Annotated in this window: 14 protein-coding genes; 6 read left to right on the forward strand and 8 right to left on the reverse strand. The window is 67.3% G+C overall.

Annotated features, from left to right (window positions below):
* Window positions 1–11 precede the first annotated feature (11 nt).
* The 3 genes from ACTX90_RS10385 to uvrB form a co-directional block, all read right to left on the reverse strand.
* On the reverse strand, window positions 12–464 hold the full coding sequence (locus ACTX90_RS10385; protein WP_053798313.1) for a MarR family winged helix-turn-helix transcriptional regulator: 453 nt from the start codon (window positions 462–464) through the stop codon (window positions 12–14).
* 103 nt (window positions 465–567) lie between these two features.
* On the reverse strand, window positions 568–1,638 hold the full coding sequence (locus ACTX90_RS10390) for a TerC/Alx family metal homeostasis membrane protein (RefSeq protein ID WP_053798314.1): 1,071 nt from the start codon (window positions 1,636–1,638) through the stop codon (window positions 568–570).
* A gap of 283 nt (window positions 1,639–1,921) precedes the next feature.
* Window positions 1,922–4,009, reverse strand: coding sequence for an excinuclease ABC subunit UvrB (gene uvrB / locus ACTX90_RS10395; RefSeq protein ID WP_047119372.1), 2,088 nt, complete (start codon window positions 4,007–4,009; stop codon window positions 1,922–1,924).
* 1,240 nt (window positions 4,010–5,249) lie between these two features.
* Between uvrB and ACTX90_RS10400 the strand changes: the two genes are divergently transcribed.
* From ACTX90_RS10400 to ACTX90_RS10410, 3 genes are read left to right on the forward strand one after another with little or no spacing between them, the layout of a single operon-like run.
* A complete protein-coding gene (locus ACTX90_RS10400; protein WP_443442053.1) occupies window positions 5,250–6,971 on the forward strand; it encodes a M6 family metalloprotease domain-containing protein in 1,722 nt (573 codons plus the stop codon).
* A gap of 35 nt (window positions 6,972–7,006) precedes the next feature.
* Window positions 7,007–7,219 (forward strand): hypothetical protein, encoded by a 213-nt coding sequence (locus ACTX90_RS10405; RefSeq protein ID WP_047119374.1) that lies wholly within the window; start codon window positions 7,007–7,009, stop codon window positions 7,217–7,219.
* A 32-nt stretch (window positions 7,220–7,251) separates the two neighbouring features.
* A complete protein-coding gene (locus ACTX90_RS10410; RefSeq protein ID WP_113606402.1) occupies window positions 7,252–7,497 on the forward strand; it encodes a hypothetical protein in 246 nt (81 codons plus the stop codon).
* An 84-nt stretch (window positions 7,498–7,581) separates the two neighbouring features.
* On the opposite strand, the gene ACTX90_RS10415 is transcribed toward ACTX90_RS10410, so the two are convergent.
* The 3 genes from ACTX90_RS10415 to ACTX90_RS10425 form a co-directional block, all read right to left on the reverse strand.
* The gene (locus ACTX90_RS10415; RefSeq protein ID WP_113606403.1) at window positions 7,582–7,833 is read right to left on the reverse strand and encodes a hypothetical protein; all 252 of its coding nucleotides are present in this window, start codon (window positions 7,831–7,833) and stop codon (window positions 7,582–7,584) included.
* Complete coding sequence (gene coaE, locus ACTX90_RS10420) at window positions 7,833–8,423, reverse strand: dephospho-CoA kinase (protein WP_047119377.1); 591 nt, start codon at window positions 8,421–8,423, stop codon at window positions 7,833–7,835. The genes ACTX90_RS10415 and coaE overlap by 1 nt, the downstream gene beginning before the upstream one ends.
* Window positions 8,424–8,535: 112 nt before the next feature.
* Entirely contained in the window at window positions 8,536–9,234 is a 699-nt protein-coding gene (locus tag ACTX90_RS10425) for an AfsR/SARP family transcriptional regulator (protein ID WP_047119378.1), read from the reverse strand.
* 230 nt (window positions 9,235–9,464) lie between these two features.
* Between ACTX90_RS10425 and ACTX90_RS10430 the strand changes: the two genes are divergently transcribed.
* The 3 genes from ACTX90_RS10430 to ACTX90_RS10440 all read left to right on the forward strand — a co-directional run bounded on the left by ACTX90_RS10430 (window position 9,465) and on the right by ACTX90_RS10440 (window position 13,067).
* Complete coding sequence (locus ACTX90_RS10430; RefSeq protein WP_047119379.1) at window positions 9,465–10,139, forward strand: IMPACT family protein; 675 nt, start codon at window positions 9,465–9,467, stop codon at window positions 10,137–10,139.
* Window positions 10,136–11,338, forward strand: coding sequence for a class I SAM-dependent methyltransferase (locus ACTX90_RS10435; protein ID WP_424677975.1), 1,203 nt, complete (start codon window positions 10,136–10,138; stop codon window positions 11,336–11,338). Before ACTX90_RS10430 ends, ACTX90_RS10435 begins: the two co-directional genes overlap by 4 nt.
* A gap of 88 nt (window positions 11,339–11,426) precedes the next feature.
* Window positions 11,427–13,067, forward strand: a complete 1,641-nt coding sequence (locus ACTX90_RS10440) for an HNH endonuclease signature motif containing protein (RefSeq protein WP_443442054.1) — start codon at window positions 11,427–11,429, stop codon at window positions 13,065–13,067.
* Window positions 13,068–13,099: 32 nt separating this feature from the next.
* On the opposite strand, the gene ACTX90_RS10445 is transcribed toward ACTX90_RS10440, so the two are convergent.
* Together ACTX90_RS10445 and ACTX90_RS10450 are read right to left on the reverse strand one after the other, a co-directional pair.
* The gene (locus tag ACTX90_RS10445) at window positions 13,100–13,888 is read right to left on the reverse strand and encodes a PIG-L deacetylase family protein (protein ID WP_443442055.1); all 789 of its coding nucleotides are present in this window, start codon (window positions 13,886–13,888) and stop codon (window positions 13,100–13,102) included.
* A gap of 33 nt (window positions 13,889–13,921) precedes the next feature.
* Complete coding sequence (locus tag ACTX90_RS10450) at window positions 13,922–15,262, reverse strand: hypothetical protein (RefSeq protein ID WP_443442056.1); 1,341 nt, start codon at window positions 15,260–15,262, stop codon at window positions 13,922–13,924.
* Window positions 15,263–15,512: the final 250 nt, after the last annotated feature.

Genomic DNA, 15,512 nt, shown 5'->3' on the forward strand with positions numbered 1-15,512 from the left:
GTTCAGGCCGTTCAGCCGTCCAGCTGGGCGGCCAGTTCATCGCACAGCTTCTGCAGCAACGGCGCGGCGGTGCCCAGGATCTGCTGGTCGGCTTCGGGCAGCGTCTGGATGCCGCCGGCCAGCGCCGTGTAGGCGCGCAACCGGTAGGCTTCGACCTCGTTCCTGCCCTGCCCGGTCAATTCGACTAGGCTGGCGCGGCCGTCGTGGGGATCGGGACGGCGGGCGACCAGGCCGTCCTGTTCCAGCCTGATGACCAGTCCGGTCATGGTCGGCTGCGCGACGCGCTGCTGGAGTGCAAGATCCCCCACGCGCTGCGCCCCGTCCCGGTCCAGCCCGGAGAGCACGCGCCAGGCGGTGACGGATCGCCCCTGCCCGGCGGCATGCCCCAGCAGTCGGGAGAGGGTGCCGGAGGCCACCGCAATTCCTGCGGCGGTTTCGGTGACGGCGGACGGTGTGGTGCTCATGATGTGTACCCTAGCAGAATGCGTTAATGGTGGATTCCGGACAGCGAAAAGCCCGCCTGACCGGCCCTGGTCGGGCAGGCGGCGGGCAGTTCGCCTGACGTTGCTACTTGCCGTCGTTGGCCTCGGCCGCGGCCTTGGCTGCCGCGGAAATCGCCTCGGCTTCCTCGGCTTTTTCGGCGGCTCGGCGGCCCATCGGGGTCCACAGCGACAGCACGGTGGCGACGACAATCGCGCCGAGGATCACCAGCAGGGAGATGCCCACCGGAATGTCCAGCCAGGCGAACTGGTGCAGCGGCTCGCCGCCGTTGATGAATGGCACCTGGTTCTCATACAGGGCGTGGAAGACCAGCTTGACGCCGATGAACGCAAGGATGAAGCTCAGTGCGTGCTTCAGGAACACCAGTCGGTTCATCAGGCCGCCGAGCAGGAAGTACAGCTGGCGCAGGCCCATTAGGGCGAAGATGTTCGCGGTGAACACGATGAACGCCGACTGGGTCAGCCCGAAGATCGCGGGGATCGAGTCGAAGGCGAACAGCAGGTCGGTCATGCCGATGGTGATGAACACCATCACCATCGGGGTGAACAGCTTCTTGCCGTCGACCACGGTGCGCAGCCTGTTTCCGTCGAAGCTGTCGGAGATCGGCAGCTTGCTGGTCAGCTTCTTGACCAGGCCGCTTTCCTCGTCTTCGTCGCCCTCGTCCTTCAGCTGGTTCCATGCGGTCCACAGCAAGAAGGCTCCGAAGATGTAGAAGACCCACGACCACTGCTCGATGATGGCTGCGCCGGCCACGATGAAGATCGCGCGCAGGATCAGCGCGATGATGATGCCGAACATCAGCACTTCCTGCTGGTACTTTCGCGGTACCGAGAAGCGGGCCATGATGATGATGAACACGAACAGGTTGTCCACGGACAGTGCGTATTCGGTAACCCAGCCGGCGTAGAATTCCTGGCCGAGCTGCGGGCCTGCCTGCCACCAGAGCACGCCGCCGAAGGCCAGCGCCAGGCCGATGTAGATGACGACGAAGATGCCAGCTTCCTTCATGGAAGGAATGTGCGGACGCTTGGTCACATAAAGTAGATCGGCGACGAGCACCGCGCACAGCACGATCAGTGCGATGGTTTCAAATTGAAGTGTTAACCCGGAAATGCCCACGGAAGAGCGACCTTTCATTGCAGGGTATGGCTGATATTCGCAAGTCTCTCCGCCGGCCGCACCGCGATCCGGCGGTGCGAAATTCGGCTGCTGCGCCCGGCGAATCGCCGTTGATTCGCGTGCTGACGTTCACAGCATTTGGGATACTCCCCTACGTCCAATCAACCATTGTATCCCACAGCGAAATCACAGCCCCGGGTGGGGCGTCCTACGCCAAGTCAGACATCCGGGCGCGCGAAACCCCGTCCCGGCGGGGATTTTTGTCCGGACGGGGTTGACGTTTTGCCGAAGGCAGTGCCGCTCAGGCGTGGCCGGCGGCCTTCATCTGCCGCAGCTCCTTCTTCAGCTCCGCCACCTCGTCACGCAGCCGGGCCGCCAGCTCGAACTGCAGCTCGGCCGCCGCCGCGTGCATCTGTCCGGTCATCTCTTCGATCTGGCCCAGCAGGTCTTCGGCCGGCGCGGCGGCCAGGCCGTCCTTGCGCACTGTCGACGACGCCGAGGTGCGCTTGGCGCCCTTGGCCAACCGGTTGTTGTTCAGCAGCTCCTGGGTGTCGGCGTCCTCCCTGGCCAGCTGGTCGGTGATGTCCGCGATCTTCTTGCGCAGCGGCATCGGGTCGATGCCGTGCTTCTCGTTGTGCGCCCGCTGGATCTGCCGGCGGCGGTTGGTCTCCTCGATCGCCTGGCTCATGGCGTCGGTGATCTTGTCCGCGTACATGACCACCTGGCCGGACACGTTGCGGGCTGCGCGGCCGATGGTCTGGATCAGCGAAGTCGCCGAGCGCAGGAAGCCTTGCTTGTCGGCATCCAGGATCGCCACGAGCGACACCTCGGGCAGGTCAAGGCCCTCGCGCAGCAGGTTGATGCCCACCAGCACGTCGAAGGAGCCCATGCGCAGTTCGCGCAGCAACTCCACGCGCCGGATCGTGTCCACGTCCGAGTGCAGGTACTGCACGCGCACCTGGTGCTCGGTCAGGTAGTCGGTCAGGTCTTCCGCCATGCGCTTGGTCAGGGTGGTGACCAGCACGCGTTCGTCGCGATCCACGCGGGTGCGGATCTCATCCAGCAGGTCGTCGATCTGGCCCTTGGTCGGCTTGACGATGATCTCCGGGTCGATCAAGCCGGTAGGGCGGATGATCTGCTCCACGAAGCCGTCGGACTTGCCCAGCTCGTACTTTCCCGGGGTAGCCGACAGGTACACCGTCTGCCCGATGCGCTCCAGGAACTCATCCCATTTCAGCGGACGGTTGTCCATCGCGCTGGGCAGGCGGAACCCGTGCTCCACCAGCGTGCGCTTGCGCGACATGTCGCCCTCGTACATGGCTCCGATCTGCGGTACGGTCACGTGGGATTCGTCGATGACCAGCAGGAAGTCGTCTGGGAAGTAATCCAGCAGGCAGTGCGGGGCGGAACCCGGCGCACGACCGTCGATGTGCCGCGAATAGTTCTCGATGCCGTTGCAGAAGCCCATCTGCTCCATCATTTCCAGGTCGTAGGTGGTGCGCATGCGCAGCCGCTGGGCCTCGACGAGCTTGTTCTGCGACTCCAGTTCCTTCAGCCGCGTTGCCAGCTCGTCCTCGATGGACTTGATCGCCTTGTGCATGCGCTCGGCTCCCGCCACGTAATGGCTGGCCGGGAAGATGTACATCTCGGTTTCCTCGCGGATCACCTCGCCGGTGACCGGATGCAGCGTGTAGATCGCTTCCACCTCGTCGCCGAAGAACTCGATGCGCACCGCCTGCTCCTCGTACATCGGGATGATCTCCACGGTGTCCCCGCGCACCCGGAAGGTGCCGCGGTGGAAGTCCATGTCGTTGCGGGTGTACTGCATGGCCACGAACTGGCGCAGCATCGCGTCGCGGTTCAGCTCCTCGCCTTGGCGCACCGTCACCATCCCGGCGACATACTCCTCCGGGGTGCCCAGACCGTAGATGCAGGAGACCGTAGCGACCACGATGGTGTCGCGGCGGGTCAGCAGCGAGTTGGTGGCCGAGTGGCGCAGCCTTTCGACCTCCTCGTTGATCGAGGAGTCCTTCTCAATGAAGGTATCGGTTTGCGGCACGTAGGCCTCGGGCTGGTAGTAGTCGTAGTAGGACACGAAGTACTCGACCGCGTTGTTCGGCATCAGCTCGCGGAACTCGTTGGCCAACTGGGCGGCCAGGGTCTTGTTCTGCACCAGTACCAGGGTGGGGCGCTGCACCTGCTCGACCAGCCAGGCGGTGGTCGCGGATTTGCCGGTACCGGTCGCGCCGAGCAGCACGATGTCCTTCTCACCGGCCTGGATCCGCTGCGTCAGCTCCGCGATGGCCTGCGGCTGGTCGCCAGCAGGCTCGTATTCGCTGATGACCTCGAAGGGGGCGACAACTCGTTTGATGGGCTGTGCAAGACTCATACATCTAGGCTACGCCCTGGGTCCCGACTCTTTGCGCGCTGCTGGCGATTGGCTGAAAGAATCCAGCAATCGGTTAATCGCCTCGATGCGCTCGGGGTCTCGGGATGGGGCGGCGCGCCATGGCATCGGCCCAGTCGAAGTAGCGCTTTGCCCCATCAAGCACGGCGGGCATGAGAACCGGCGACCCGATGCGATCCGGTACCCCGCCCAGCGAAAACCCGCGGCGTACAGGTTCCCCGCAAGAGAGATTTCCGCGCAGAATGAGCCGCGGCCGGTGCCCATCGACATGGATCCTTCCAGCGCTTCAAACAGCGCAGGCCAGATTGCCACCGTGTCGCTCCGCAAACAGGGCAGCACAAGTAGCCTGCCAACATGGTGTACCTGCACGATCGGCTCACCGCAGCAGGAGTTATTCCACGTGCTCGGTGAGGCCACCAAGAATTCCATCCGTAGACCATCTTGTTCGACGGTGCCCAGTCCGCGTCGATTGGGTGCTTGGCCAATAGATGGCGGCCGGTAATCACTTCGGTCTGCCCTGCGGCCAAGTCTGATGCGAACCTCAGGATCGTGGCCCGCCGGGTTCCGGGCACATCGTCGATCATCACTGCGAGGGGCAGCCGCAGCAAGGGGTGACACGGCCGGAGGCTTCCTCCTGCTCCGTCCAGCAGGCTCGCGCGATCGAGACCTTGCTGGAACGGGACCAGGTATTCGCCGATGCCGCTTTTCGACGAGTTGAGCCTGATTGATTCGGGGGGGCAGATGTTGCTTGGGCGGCGGCAAGTACCTGGTACCTGCGTGAACCAGGGCCAAGGTTGCTACCGCCCAGACTCTCCACCCGGCCATAGAGCAACCACACCCCCGCAAAGACGCCGTATCCCGCTCTCGGGTGCTACTCGCTCTGTTCCAAGCTGCGATCCGCCCTCCGTTTCGGGCATGGAACGATCGCCGTGGCCAACGGGGTGCCGCAGCGGTAATGCCGGGGCAACACCGCAGTAATTTCGCCGCGCGATAGTAGGGGCAGCACGTTCGCCGCCGGATCATCCGGGGACGGGCGAGTCCTGGGGCGAACCGGTGCATGTATTGCCGCCCGGTCCCCTTGGCCGTTGACACGCACACCCGGGGGCCGGCTTTCTCGAACCTCCCCTCGCTGTGCCCTTGCGGGTCCCGTCTGCCGCCGCTTCGCCACGGCCGGCGCGGGATCCATTCCAATCCACGCCACCCAAGGGAGGAAGGCACCCGAATGCCAGTCCCATTCCAAGGCGAATTATTCACCTTTCAGAACCCCGACGGATCCGAGTTGACGCTCAAGGGCTGGGGCAACCAGTTCCACGCGGTCTTCGAAACCCTGGACGGCTACACCGTCGTCAAGGGCGAGGACGGCTTCTACCAGTACGCGGCGCTCGCCGAGAACGGCGAATCGTTGCAGCCCACCGGCGAGCGCGTAGACACCGCCGATCCGCAAACACTCAACCTGCCGCAGCATCTGCGCATCACCCGCGAATCCAGCGCCATGCAGGCCCGCGAGACGCGCGAATCCCTAGGGCCGGTGCCGCGCTGGATGCAGCGCCGCACCGGAGCCCAGGCGCAGCTGAAGGCGCAGTCGGCCTCCCCTGATGCGGCGCCGCCGGCGAACCCGACCACCGGAAATTTCCGGGGGCTGGTGCTGCTCATTGATTTCAGCGACTTCCCGGCCACGATCAGCCGGCAGGAGGTCGACGACTTCTGCAACTTGGCGGGCTACACCGGCTTCGGCAACAACGGATCGGCGTTCGACTACTTCCGCGACGTCTCGGACGGCAAGCTGTCCTACAAGAACCTCGTGGCCGCCTACTACCGGGCGGCGCATCCGCGCACCTATTACACGGACCCCGCCATCAGCTACGGCACCCGGGCCCAGGAGCTGATCCGCGAGGCGCTGGACAGCCTGGTCGCGGCCGGCTTCGACTTCTCCTCGCTGACGTCCGACGCGGGCGGCTACATCAAGGCGCTGAGCGTCTTCTACGCCGGGGTGCGCTCGAACGCGTGGAGCGAAGGGTTATGGCCGCACAGCTGGGCGCTGGCCTCGCCGTACGTGCTCAGCGCGACGCGCCGCTTCTCCGACTACCAGATCACGGATTTGGGCAACCAGCTCACGCTGCGCACGTTCTGCCACGAGAACGGGCACATGGTGTGCGACTTCCCGGACCTGTACGACTACGACAGCGTCGGGGTTGGCCTGGGCGTCGGGCATTATTCGCTGATGTGCTACGGCGGCAACGACAAGAACCCGACCCAGGTCGACGCCTACCTGAAGCATGCGGCGGGCTGGTCCTCGGCGGCCACCACCATGGCTTCCGGGCAGAGCTACACCATCGCGGCAGGGCGCAACGAGTTCCTGCTGCATCCGCGCAGCGCCACGGAGTACTTCATCGTGGAGAACCGCGAGCAGGCCGGCAGGGACGCCTCGCTGCCTGATTCGGGTGTGGCGATCTGGCATGTGGACACCACCGGCAACAACAGCAACCAGGAGATGACCCCGGCCAAGCACTACGAACTGTCATTGGAGCAGGCGGACAACCGCTTCGATCTGGAGCGGCGGGTGAACTACGGCGACGCCACCGACCTCTACGGAGGGTCGGGCTCCAGCTTCGGCCCTTCCTCGGCACCGAACAGCAACTGGTGGGACGGCAGCGGCTCGGGACTGGACATCGAGTCCGTCTCCGCCGTCGCCCATTCGATGACGGTGGCCACCCGGAACAACGGTCCGGCCACCTACTACAACATCTCGGTCAACCAGGTCTTCGCAACCGTCAATGCGCAGAACGCATGGGCGCACGTGGGAACCCTGGGATGGCGCAAGATCACCACCGGCGCCCCGGACGGCATCACCAACATGCTGGCCATGCTCGCGCTGGCGCAGGCCAAGGGCCTGAAGGTCACCGTCGTCGCCGACGCGTCAAACATCTCGCAGTGCTACCTGTGAAACCGTGAACGAGCAACGTGAAAGAAGGATCAACCATGTGGACCACCATCAACCAGATCTTCACCTCGAACCATTCGCAGAACGCCTGGGCCCATCTGGCCTCGGACAACGCCTGGCACAAGGTGCTGACCGGAGCGACCGACGGGGTGACCAACGTCCACCTGGTGCTCTCGGTGGCCAAGGCCACCGGCAAGCAGGTGTACATCGTGCTGGATGCGGCGAAGAACATCACCCAGGTCTACCTCTAGCCCGACGGTCCAAGAAAGGGGTGCAAACGCACATGAGCAAGGACTACGAGATCAAGATCAGTGTTGCCGGCACCGGCGGGGACGGTTCCCGAGGCGGAGCGGATTCCTCGGCCCCGTCTCCGATGCCGCTGGAACAGCTGGCGGCTTCCGCAGCCGGACAGGACGCAACGGGGTCGGCGCCCACGCCGATGGCGCTGGGCCAGATGGCCGCCGGAGGGCCGGACGCTGCGCCAGAACCCATGGTGCTGGACCGACTGCCCGATCCGGGCGGTTCCTGATCCGGTGCCCGATTCCGCACCGGGATAGTGCATGATGCGCGGCGGGCCACGTGGCCTGCCGCGCCTCGCTGCGTCTCAGGCTTCCTAGCGTCCACGCTTCATGCCGTAGCGGATGGAATTGCGCGCCACGGTGCGGCGGATGGCCCCTCCGAAGAACCCGACCGTTAGCCAGGTCGCGGCCACCAGCCCGAGAAGGGCCAGCCAGCCGCTGATATATACCACCGGCGAGTAGGGCCCGTCGGAGGCGACGAATTCGCTGCGCCCACCGAATCCCAGCCAGAGCACCAGCGCGGCGGCGAAGCTGGCGAGCATGATCCACTTGGCGGTTTTCAGCATCAGCGCACCAGCTCCTGCCGGTAGAGCTCCTCGACCCGGGCCAGCAGCTGTTCCCGGGTGCCGTCGTTGACCAGCAGGTAGTCGGCGATCTCGGCGCGCTGCTCGTCGGTGGCCTGCGCGGCCATGCGCGCCTCGGCGTCCTGCCGGGTCCAGCCGCGGTCCTCGACCATGCGGCGGATGCGCTCCTCGCGCGGGGCCTGCACGACGATGACCACGTCGTAGGCCCCGGCCTGCCCGGATTCGGCCAGCAGCGGCACGTCCTCGACCACCAGCGCCCCGGGGGCCGCGGCCTGGCGCAGGCGGGCGGCTTCCTCGCGGATCAGCGGGTGCACGATCGCGTTGAGTTTTTCGCGGGCGCCGTCGTCGGAGAACACCAGAGCGCCCAGCGCCGCGCGGTCCAGCGTCCCGTCGGCCTGCAGCATGTGCTCGCCGAAGGTTTCGCGGATCGCCGCCAGCCCGGGGGTGCCCGGCTCGACGACCACCCGCGCGAGCGCGTCGGCGTCGATCACCACCGCCCCGAGCTGTGCCAATTTCGCCGCCACTACTGATTTACCGGATGCCACCCCACCGGTCAGGCCCACATGCATCATGGGTTCCAGCCTAGTACGGGGCCGGCCTGCACCGGGTTTACGGCGCACCGCGGCCTGGCGCACCGTCCGTGCCGCGGCGGCCGGGCGGCTAGGCGGCCGGGCGGCTAGGCGGCTACGCGCCGCGCAGCTGGGTGAGTGTGTGCAGCAGCTCGGGACCCGGTTCCACCCCGAGTTCGGTCTTCAGCCGCCCGATGAATTGCAGCAGCCCCGCGGTGGCCGAGGCGTTGTTGCCCTGCCCGGATTCGGCGCGGGCGCATAGGCTCGCAGCCGATTCGCGCATCGGATCCAGCCGCAGCGCGCTCTGCGCCAGCTGCCAGGCCCGATGCTGCAGCCCCAGGTTCAGCAGCTGCGCCGACGCGGTCTCCAGCGCGCGCAGCTGCAGCTGGCGCAGCGCCTCCTGCTCCTCGAACAGCCACGGCTCGTCCCAGTCGGGCAGCAGCTGGCGGGTGTTCAGGAAAATGTCCTCCTGCAGGCTGTCGGCGTCCGGGGCCAGCAACAAGTGCTGCAGCCGGTGGCGTAGGGTGTGCAGGTCCACGGATACCGCAGGGTCGATTTCCACCCACCCGTCGTCGCAGCGGATCGCCCCGGGGCACTGCTGGTGGATGTGGCACAGGCTTACGCGCAGGCTGTCGGCCGCGCGCATTTCGGTGGTTTCAGGCCAGAGCATTCCGGCCATCCGGCGCCGCGAGACCGGTCCATGGACCGCCAGCAGGGTCAGCACCCGCTGTTCACGCAAACGCAGTTTAACCGGCTGGCAGTCAGCAATCAGACGCCATCGGTCAAGCAGCTCAATTTCATACGATGCAGCCATTGGCAACTCCCCCAGCAATGCAAAACCAGCCCCAGTAGATGCCCCATGTGGAGAATATTTTCCCACCCCCAAGGCCTAGCGTCAATGCTGAAACCACGGATAAATCAACCTGAAAAACCGTTGCGAGGTGCACACATCGTGTTAAATCGTGCAGCGCGGACTATTGCCGCGGCCCGGCTTCCGGACCGGCTTCCGGACCGCTTGGCGCGCCGCGCGATAAACTGGTGATAATGAACTCCACCGATTCTCGCGCGTCGGCCTACACCACCCTGAGCCGCGACAGCGTCCACGAGGTCGAGATCAAGCGCTCCCGCTTCATCACCTACCTCTTCCGGGTCGAATCCGAGGCGCAGGCCCGCGAGCACATCGCCGCGCTGCGCAAAACGCACTTCGACGCCCGCCACCACTGCAGCGCCTTCATCCTGGGCCCGGACCGGATGATCCAGCGCTCAAACGACGACGGCGAGCCCTCGGGCACCGCCGGCATCCCGATGCTCGAAGCCCTCGCCAAGCGCGACACCGGGCACGGCACCGACCTGTCCGACGTGCTGGCAGTGTGCGTGCGCTACTTCGGCGGCATCAAGCTCGGCGCCGGCGGCCTGGTCCGCGCCTACTCCGATTCGGTCTCACAGGCCCTGGAGCATTCGACCCTGCATGTGCGCCAGCGCCTGCGCATCTTCACGCTGCCCGCCCCGCACGCGCTGGCCGCGCGCTGGGAGAACGAGCTGCGTGCCGCCGGCTACCAGCTCGAACCCAGCGTCTGGGAAGCGGCGCACGCCGTGCTGCACATCGGGATCGACGACACCGAGCACGACGCCGGCCAACTGGCAGCCTTCACCGCCGCGCTGACTTCCGGCGCGGGCCGGCTGCAGCCCTTCGACACCAAATGGGTGGACCTTCCATGAGCACCGAGCATGACCCGGCCGGCATCCCGGCCCCCGCGCAGACCCCCGCCGACCCTGCCCGGGCCCTGCTCGCGCAGCTGAGCCGCTGGCCCGACGTGCAGGCGGAAAACCTGTTCGCGGTCGACGCCGCCGACCGGCTGGTGCTTGACACCTGCGCCGCAGCGCTGGCGCAGCTCGGCGCCCCCTGGCCCGGCACGCTCGCCGTGATCGGCGACCACTACGGGGCGCTCACCCTCGGGGCGCTGGCCCGCGGGGCCGGAACGGTGCGTGTATTCACCGACGCGCTGACCTCCCGCCGCGCCATCGAGAACAACCTCGAATCCCTGGCCCCGCAGTGGGCCGAGCGGGTCGCGTTCACCTCGCTGGACGAGGCGGCCCGCGGCGCGCGCCTCGTGCTGATGAACCTGCCGCGCGGGCTGGACGTGCTGGCCGAGCAGGCCGACGCCATCGCCGCAACGGCGGACCCGGCGGTGCAGGTGTTCGCCGGCGGGCGCATCAAGCACATGAACCGCTCGATGAACCAGGTGCTCGACGAGCGCTTCTCGCGCGTCGACGTCTCGCTGGCCAGGCAGAAGTCCCGGGTGCTCACCGCCTGCGGGGTGCGCGAAACCCGCCCCGCCAGCCGTTTCCCGCAGCTTGCCGAGCACCAGGTCAACGGCACCGCCTTCACGCTGGCCGCGGGCGCCGCGACCTTCGGGGCAGCCCGGCTGGACCCGGGCACCCGGCTGCTGCTGGAGCACCTGCCCGACCTCTCCGCGCACCGGACGCTGGTGGACCTGGCCTGCGGCAACGGCTCCATCGGCATCTATGCGGCGCTCACGCACCCGCAGCTGCGCATCGCCGCCTGTGACCACTCGGCCTCCGCCGTCGCCTCCACGCTGGCCGCCGCTCGCGCCAACCAGCTGGCGGAGCGGATCGACGCGGTGCAGGACGACGCCCTGTCCCGGCTGCCGGAGGCCAGCGCCACTCTGATCACGCTGAACCCGCCGTTCCACATCGGCAATGCGGTCACCGCGGACATCGCCTTCAAGCTGATCGACGACGCCGCCCGCGTGCTGGCCGACGGCGGCGAGCTGCTCTGCGTGTTCAATTCGCACCTGCGCTACCGCGGCGAGCTGGCCCGGCGCATCGGCCCCACCCGCCAGCTGGCACGCGACAAGACCTTCACCGTCACCGCCTCCACCCGCCGCCGGGGCTGACCCCGGGGGGAACAGCCCGCAAAAAATAGTTATCCACATTTTCGCCGGCCCCTCGCCGCGGCCGGCGGCGCGGGAGCATGCTGGGCCCATGAGCACACCACTGACGCAGGTCCTCGAGGACCTGTCCCGCAGGCTGGAGCAGCCGGATCTGGGCGCCGGAGACGCGTTGGCCCTCGCCGTGCTCATCCCCGCGCTCCTGCGCCGAGTGCGCTCCGCCGGCGGCCCGTCGTCGTCCGCCGATCCGCGTTTCGCGCTGGCCTTGGCCGCCGCGGCGGAGGAAACCGCCGACGAATCCGTGCGCGTCCAGATCCACGCCGCGCACCTGATCGAGGCAAGCGCCGCCCATGGCCTGTCGGTGCTTGAGCTCGACGCGCTGCGCGAGACCGAACCCGACCTGGCGCTGCCGCCGCAGCTGTGCGAGGGCCGCCCCAGCTTCACCTCCCCCGAGGAACTGGCCGCCGCCTGGCTGGATGTGGACTTCTTCGAGGCGCGGCGCCGGATGGCCGATGCCCACCACGTCATCGCCCAGTTCGACTACCAGCACCAGCAGCACCCTCCGCAGTTCACCCGGCTGGCCGCCAGGTTCGCGGATCCCGGCCAGCACCCGCGCGAAATCCTCTCCGCCGCCCGCCGGCTGGAGAAGTTCGAGGAACCTGCCGCCGAATTCGCGGCCCCCTGCACCGCTTCCGCGCAGGATGCCTCCGGCGCGCTGCTGGAGCAGCTTATCGACGACGCCCTGGACGAACCGCAGTCGACCTCGCGGCAGCGGCGGGTGAACAAGATCTTCAAGCAGGCCCGCACCCAGACCGAAGAGGAGGATCCCGCCGCGTTGGCGGGCCTGTTCCGTCGCGGCACCCGCCACGGGTTGACCTGCATCGAGCTGCTGCTGGACCCGCTGGGCGCGGAGCTGTTCGACTCCATTGTCGCGCAGGCGGACAATCCGCGCACCCAAGCCGGCCAGCAGGCGCGCGAAGGTCAGTCAAACGTCGTTTTCGGCGCGTTCGGGCGTCAGGAATCCGCCGCCCCCATCCCCGAACACCCTGATTTCGTGACCGACGAGGAAGCCGCCGCCCACACCGAGCCCGATCCTGCCCCGGAGCCCTCCGTGGCGCTGCGCCGGCTGAACGCCCTGCTCGGCTTCCTGCGCATCAATTCGCAGCGGCTGCGCAAGCTGGTGGAACCCGGCGGGCAGGACCCGCTGCCCGGGACCGGGGATACCAACGGGGCGCAGGGCGTGGCCACGGTGGCGCCGCAGGTCGTCGTCACCCTCACGCTGGCCGAGCTTGAGGAGCGTGCCGCCACCCACGGCATCACCCTGCACGGGCATCAGCTGTCCGCCGCGCAGCTGCGCCGCACACTGGCCGAGGCGAAAATCATCCCGCTGGTGCTCGGCGGCAAGAGCCAGGTCCTGGACCTGGGCCGGGCCGCGCGGTACCACACCGAGCCGATGCGCCTGGCGATCACGGTGCGCGACGGAGGCTGCATCGTGCCCGGGTGCACCCGCGATCCGGAGTCCTGCAACATCCACCACATCTGGCTTTGGTCCGAAGGTGGCGTGACCTCCGTATACTGGGGCGCAATGCTGTGCGAGAAGCACCACCACGATGTGCACGCGGGGTTGATCAAGGTCATTGCGAACGGCGGGGTGCCACAGGTGATCATGCCCCGCTTCATGGACCCGGACCAGCGTCCGGTGCGCAACACCGTCAACCAGCACCGCGCCGCCTAGCCTCGGCCCCGGTGCCGGAGTCGGTGCCGGGCTTACAGCCCTTCGAACAGGTCGGTCAACAACGGTGCGCCGCGTGGGCGCGGCGGCCAGGCGAGCACCGCTGGTTCCCGCCCCACGATGCGCTCCCACCCGGCTTCGCCGCCCGGGTAGGTCAGCACCGGGCGCTGGCTGCGGTGTTCATGCAGCCCGGCGAGAATCCGTCCGGCGACCTGCGTGGTGTCCACCTCGATGTCGATCAGGCTGTCTGGCACTGGCCGCAGCTGGTATTCGACTGCCGGGTCGAAGGGCGGCAGCCCGCGACGTTCGCGCGAGGCGTTCCAGCGCTGGAAGGTCGATTCCCGCACCGCCCCGTGGACCAGCCGGCGCAGCCCCGGCCCGGGGACCTCCCTGGCCTGGTGGAAGGCGGCGTCGGCAGCCCGCCCGATGGCGATGTGGTCCCGGTGCCCGGTGATCCCGTCGGGGCCGAAGGTCGCCACGACCTGCGGCCGTTCTTCCAGCAGGATCCGGCGCACCCGGTCCTCCAGCTCACCGGGTTCTACCAGGTGCAGCCCGCCATCGGCGTAGTCGAGCCACTCATGGCGGTCAGGCACCCGCCCGTGGGCCTGCCAGGCGCGCACGCTTTCGCCGCGCCGCCAGGAGCCCAAGGTTTCCGGCGTCGCCGGGATGCCGTCGGCGATCAGTCCCGCCCCGCCATCGGTCGCGATCACCAGGATGAACCTGAAGCCGGGGTCGGTTTCGTGCAGGGCGATCGATCCCGCACACCCATAGGCATCGTCGTCCGGGTGGGCGACGATCACGGCGATCGAATGCGGTTCGCTCATGCAAGCATGATAAATCCGCGCGGGATCACGATGCTAGGATCTCGCGGCGTCCCGTTCAGCCGGTATCCGCGCATCGGCCGCCTCGAAGCGGACCCGTTGGCCTGCTACGCGCACGGCATGCCCGCGCAGGCCCACCGGCGCCAGATTGATCCGGTCGATGACCTGTTCCGAAGCGGCATCGATCGCTTCCGGGGCCAGGGCGTTGCCCCTCGGATCCACCCACCTGATGCTGCGCGTGGCGCGGCGCAGCGGTTCGCGCGCCGTGCCGGGCAGCAGATGCGCCCCGGTCTGGAGGCCGCCGCTGAAGAAGCTGCGAACGCCCAGCCGGACCGGCTTCGAGCCCCAGCCGTACAACCCGGAGATGACCATACGCCCGGTGCCCGCGCACGGCAGTGCCTCCACATTCGCTCCGTACACCCACGGCTCCTGCGCGATCTCCAGGAATTGCCTTGCGGAAAGCTCGTTGACGGCGCGGATGCCGTGGACCGCGCACCGGTCGGACACCAGAAACCAGCCGGGATGCTTGAAGTCCTCGGCCTGGTTGTTGGCCTCATCCTGGGCGCAGGTGCACTGCGCGGACTGTACCTGGGACGCCGGCAGCCCATTGCCCACGCCGATGAAACCCAGCGGCCCGGTTTCGGGTACCCCCGGGATCTCAAGCGCCATCAGCGGAACACTACGGGATTCGAACCACTTGAAGAGGCCGACCAACTGGACCAGGGCCATCACCCCGAGCCCCACACCTAGTTCGTAGTACAGCTCAGCGTCAACCGCGGCGAAGTCCATGTCGGCGACGGTGAAGAATTTCCAGCCTGCCTTGAGCAGCGGCCAAACTACGATGGCACTGGTCAGGCCCCACATCCAAGTGGGGATCAGCTGGCTGTAGCGCAGCGGCTTGAATGCGTTCGAGGGTACCTGCACGCTTCCCTGCGCTTGCCGGCGCCAGGTCGTCAGCAATGCCGCAAATCTCAGCTGGCCGATCAGTCCCGCGATCGCCAGCAGGCCGAAGTAGCCCATGGCGGCATACAGCACCTGCTGCTCGGTTCCTGTCGGATCCAGCAGCGCATCGAACCAGATGGCGGCCGCCAGCCCGATCCACGCCGCGTGCCGGCCGGCCCCGCCGAGCAGCACGATGACCCCGATGAAAAACGAGTAACTCAGCAGGATTGGCGCCCAGCTGCCCAAAACCAGGGGCTGCGGCGCGAAGCGGATGAGGTAGAGCAGCAGGGCCCCCAGCGGGACCCAGACGCCGACGCCCAGCCACAGGTCCGGGATGGTACGCGGTACCTGCGCCCACTCGTCCTCGCGCAGCGAACAGAACGGGATGTTCTTGTGCGACGTGGACCCGGACGCGGCCTGGTTCGCCATCTGCATTTTGCGCACTCCTTCGGACCGGCGATCCGGCCGTTGCCGGAGTCGGGAAACCGCTCTTGGGTTTAGACTACCGAACGGATCTATTATCGGGAGTCCACCGCGGGAGCGATCTGGAAGTGCGCGGATCAGCACTAATGATGACGCGGTCTGGGCCGGCCGGGCGGAGCCGGCGGTTAAATGGGGCAAGGCCCAACCCGAAACGGGTTGGGCCTTGCACAGCAAACGCTTTCGTTCACCCCGCCGCAGCGGG

The sequence above is a fragment of the Glutamicibacter soli genome (genome assembly GCF_052322135.1).
GTDB lineage: Bacteria > Actinomycetota > Actinomycetes > Actinomycetales > Micrococcaceae > Glutamicibacter > Glutamicibacter soli.

What these genes read in the sequence shown, in the direction of transcription:
- ACTX90_RS10390 (WP_053798314.1), bottom strand. Translation starts at nt 1,638, where the DNA reads ATGAAAGGTCGCTCTTCCGTGGGCATTTCCGGGTTAACACTTCAATTT.
- ACTX90_RS10410 (WP_113606402.1), top strand. Translation starts at nt 7,252, where the DNA reads ATGAGCAAGGACTACGAGATCAAGATCAGTGTTGCCGGCACCGGCGGG.
- ACTX90_RS10435 (WP_424677975.1), top strand. Translation starts at nt 10,136, where the DNA reads ATGAGCACCGAGCATGACCCGGCCGGCATCCCGGCCCCCGCGCAGACC.
- uvrB (WP_047119372.1), bottom strand. Translation starts at nt 4,009, where the DNA reads ATGAGTCTTGCACAGCCCATCAAACGAGTTGTCGCCCCCTTCGAGGTC.
- ACTX90_RS10430 (WP_047119379.1), top strand. Translation starts at nt 9,465, where the DNA reads ATGAACTCCACCGATTCTCGCGCGTCGGCCTACACCACCCTGAGCCGC.
- ACTX90_RS10450 (WP_443442056.1), bottom strand. Translation starts at nt 15,262, where the DNA reads ATGCAGATGGCGAACCAGGCCGCGTCCGGGTCCACGTCGCACAAGAAC.
- ACTX90_RS10385 (WP_053798313.1), bottom strand. Translation starts at nt 464, where the DNA reads ATGAGCACCACACCGTCCGCCGTCACCGAAACCGCCGCAGGAATTGCG.
- ACTX90_RS10425 (WP_047119378.1), bottom strand. Translation starts at nt 9,234, where the DNA reads ATGGCTGCATCGTATGAAATTGAGCTGCTTGACCGATGGCGTCTGATT.
- ACTX90_RS10445 (WP_443442055.1), bottom strand. Translation starts at nt 13,888, where the DNA reads ATGAGCGAACCGCATTCGATCGCCGTGATCGTCGCCCACCCGGACGAC.
- ACTX90_RS10400 (WP_443442053.1), top strand. Translation starts at nt 5,250, where the DNA reads ATGCCAGTCCCATTCCAAGGCGAATTATTCACCTTTCAGAACCCCGAC.
- coaE (WP_047119377.1), bottom strand. Translation starts at nt 8,423, where the DNA reads ATGATGCATGTGGGCCTGACCGGTGGGGTGGCATCCGGTAAATCAGTA.
- ACTX90_RS10440 (WP_443442054.1), top strand. Translation starts at nt 11,427, where the DNA reads ATGAGCACACCACTGACGCAGGTCCTCGAGGACCTGTCCCGCAGGCTG.
- ACTX90_RS10405 (WP_047119374.1), top strand. Translation starts at nt 7,007, where the DNA reads ATGTGGACCACCATCAACCAGATCTTCACCTCGAACCATTCGCAGAAC.
- ACTX90_RS10415 (WP_113606403.1), bottom strand. Translation starts at nt 7,833, where the DNA reads ATGCTGAAAACCGCCAAGTGGATCATGCTCGCCAGCTTCGCCGCCGCG.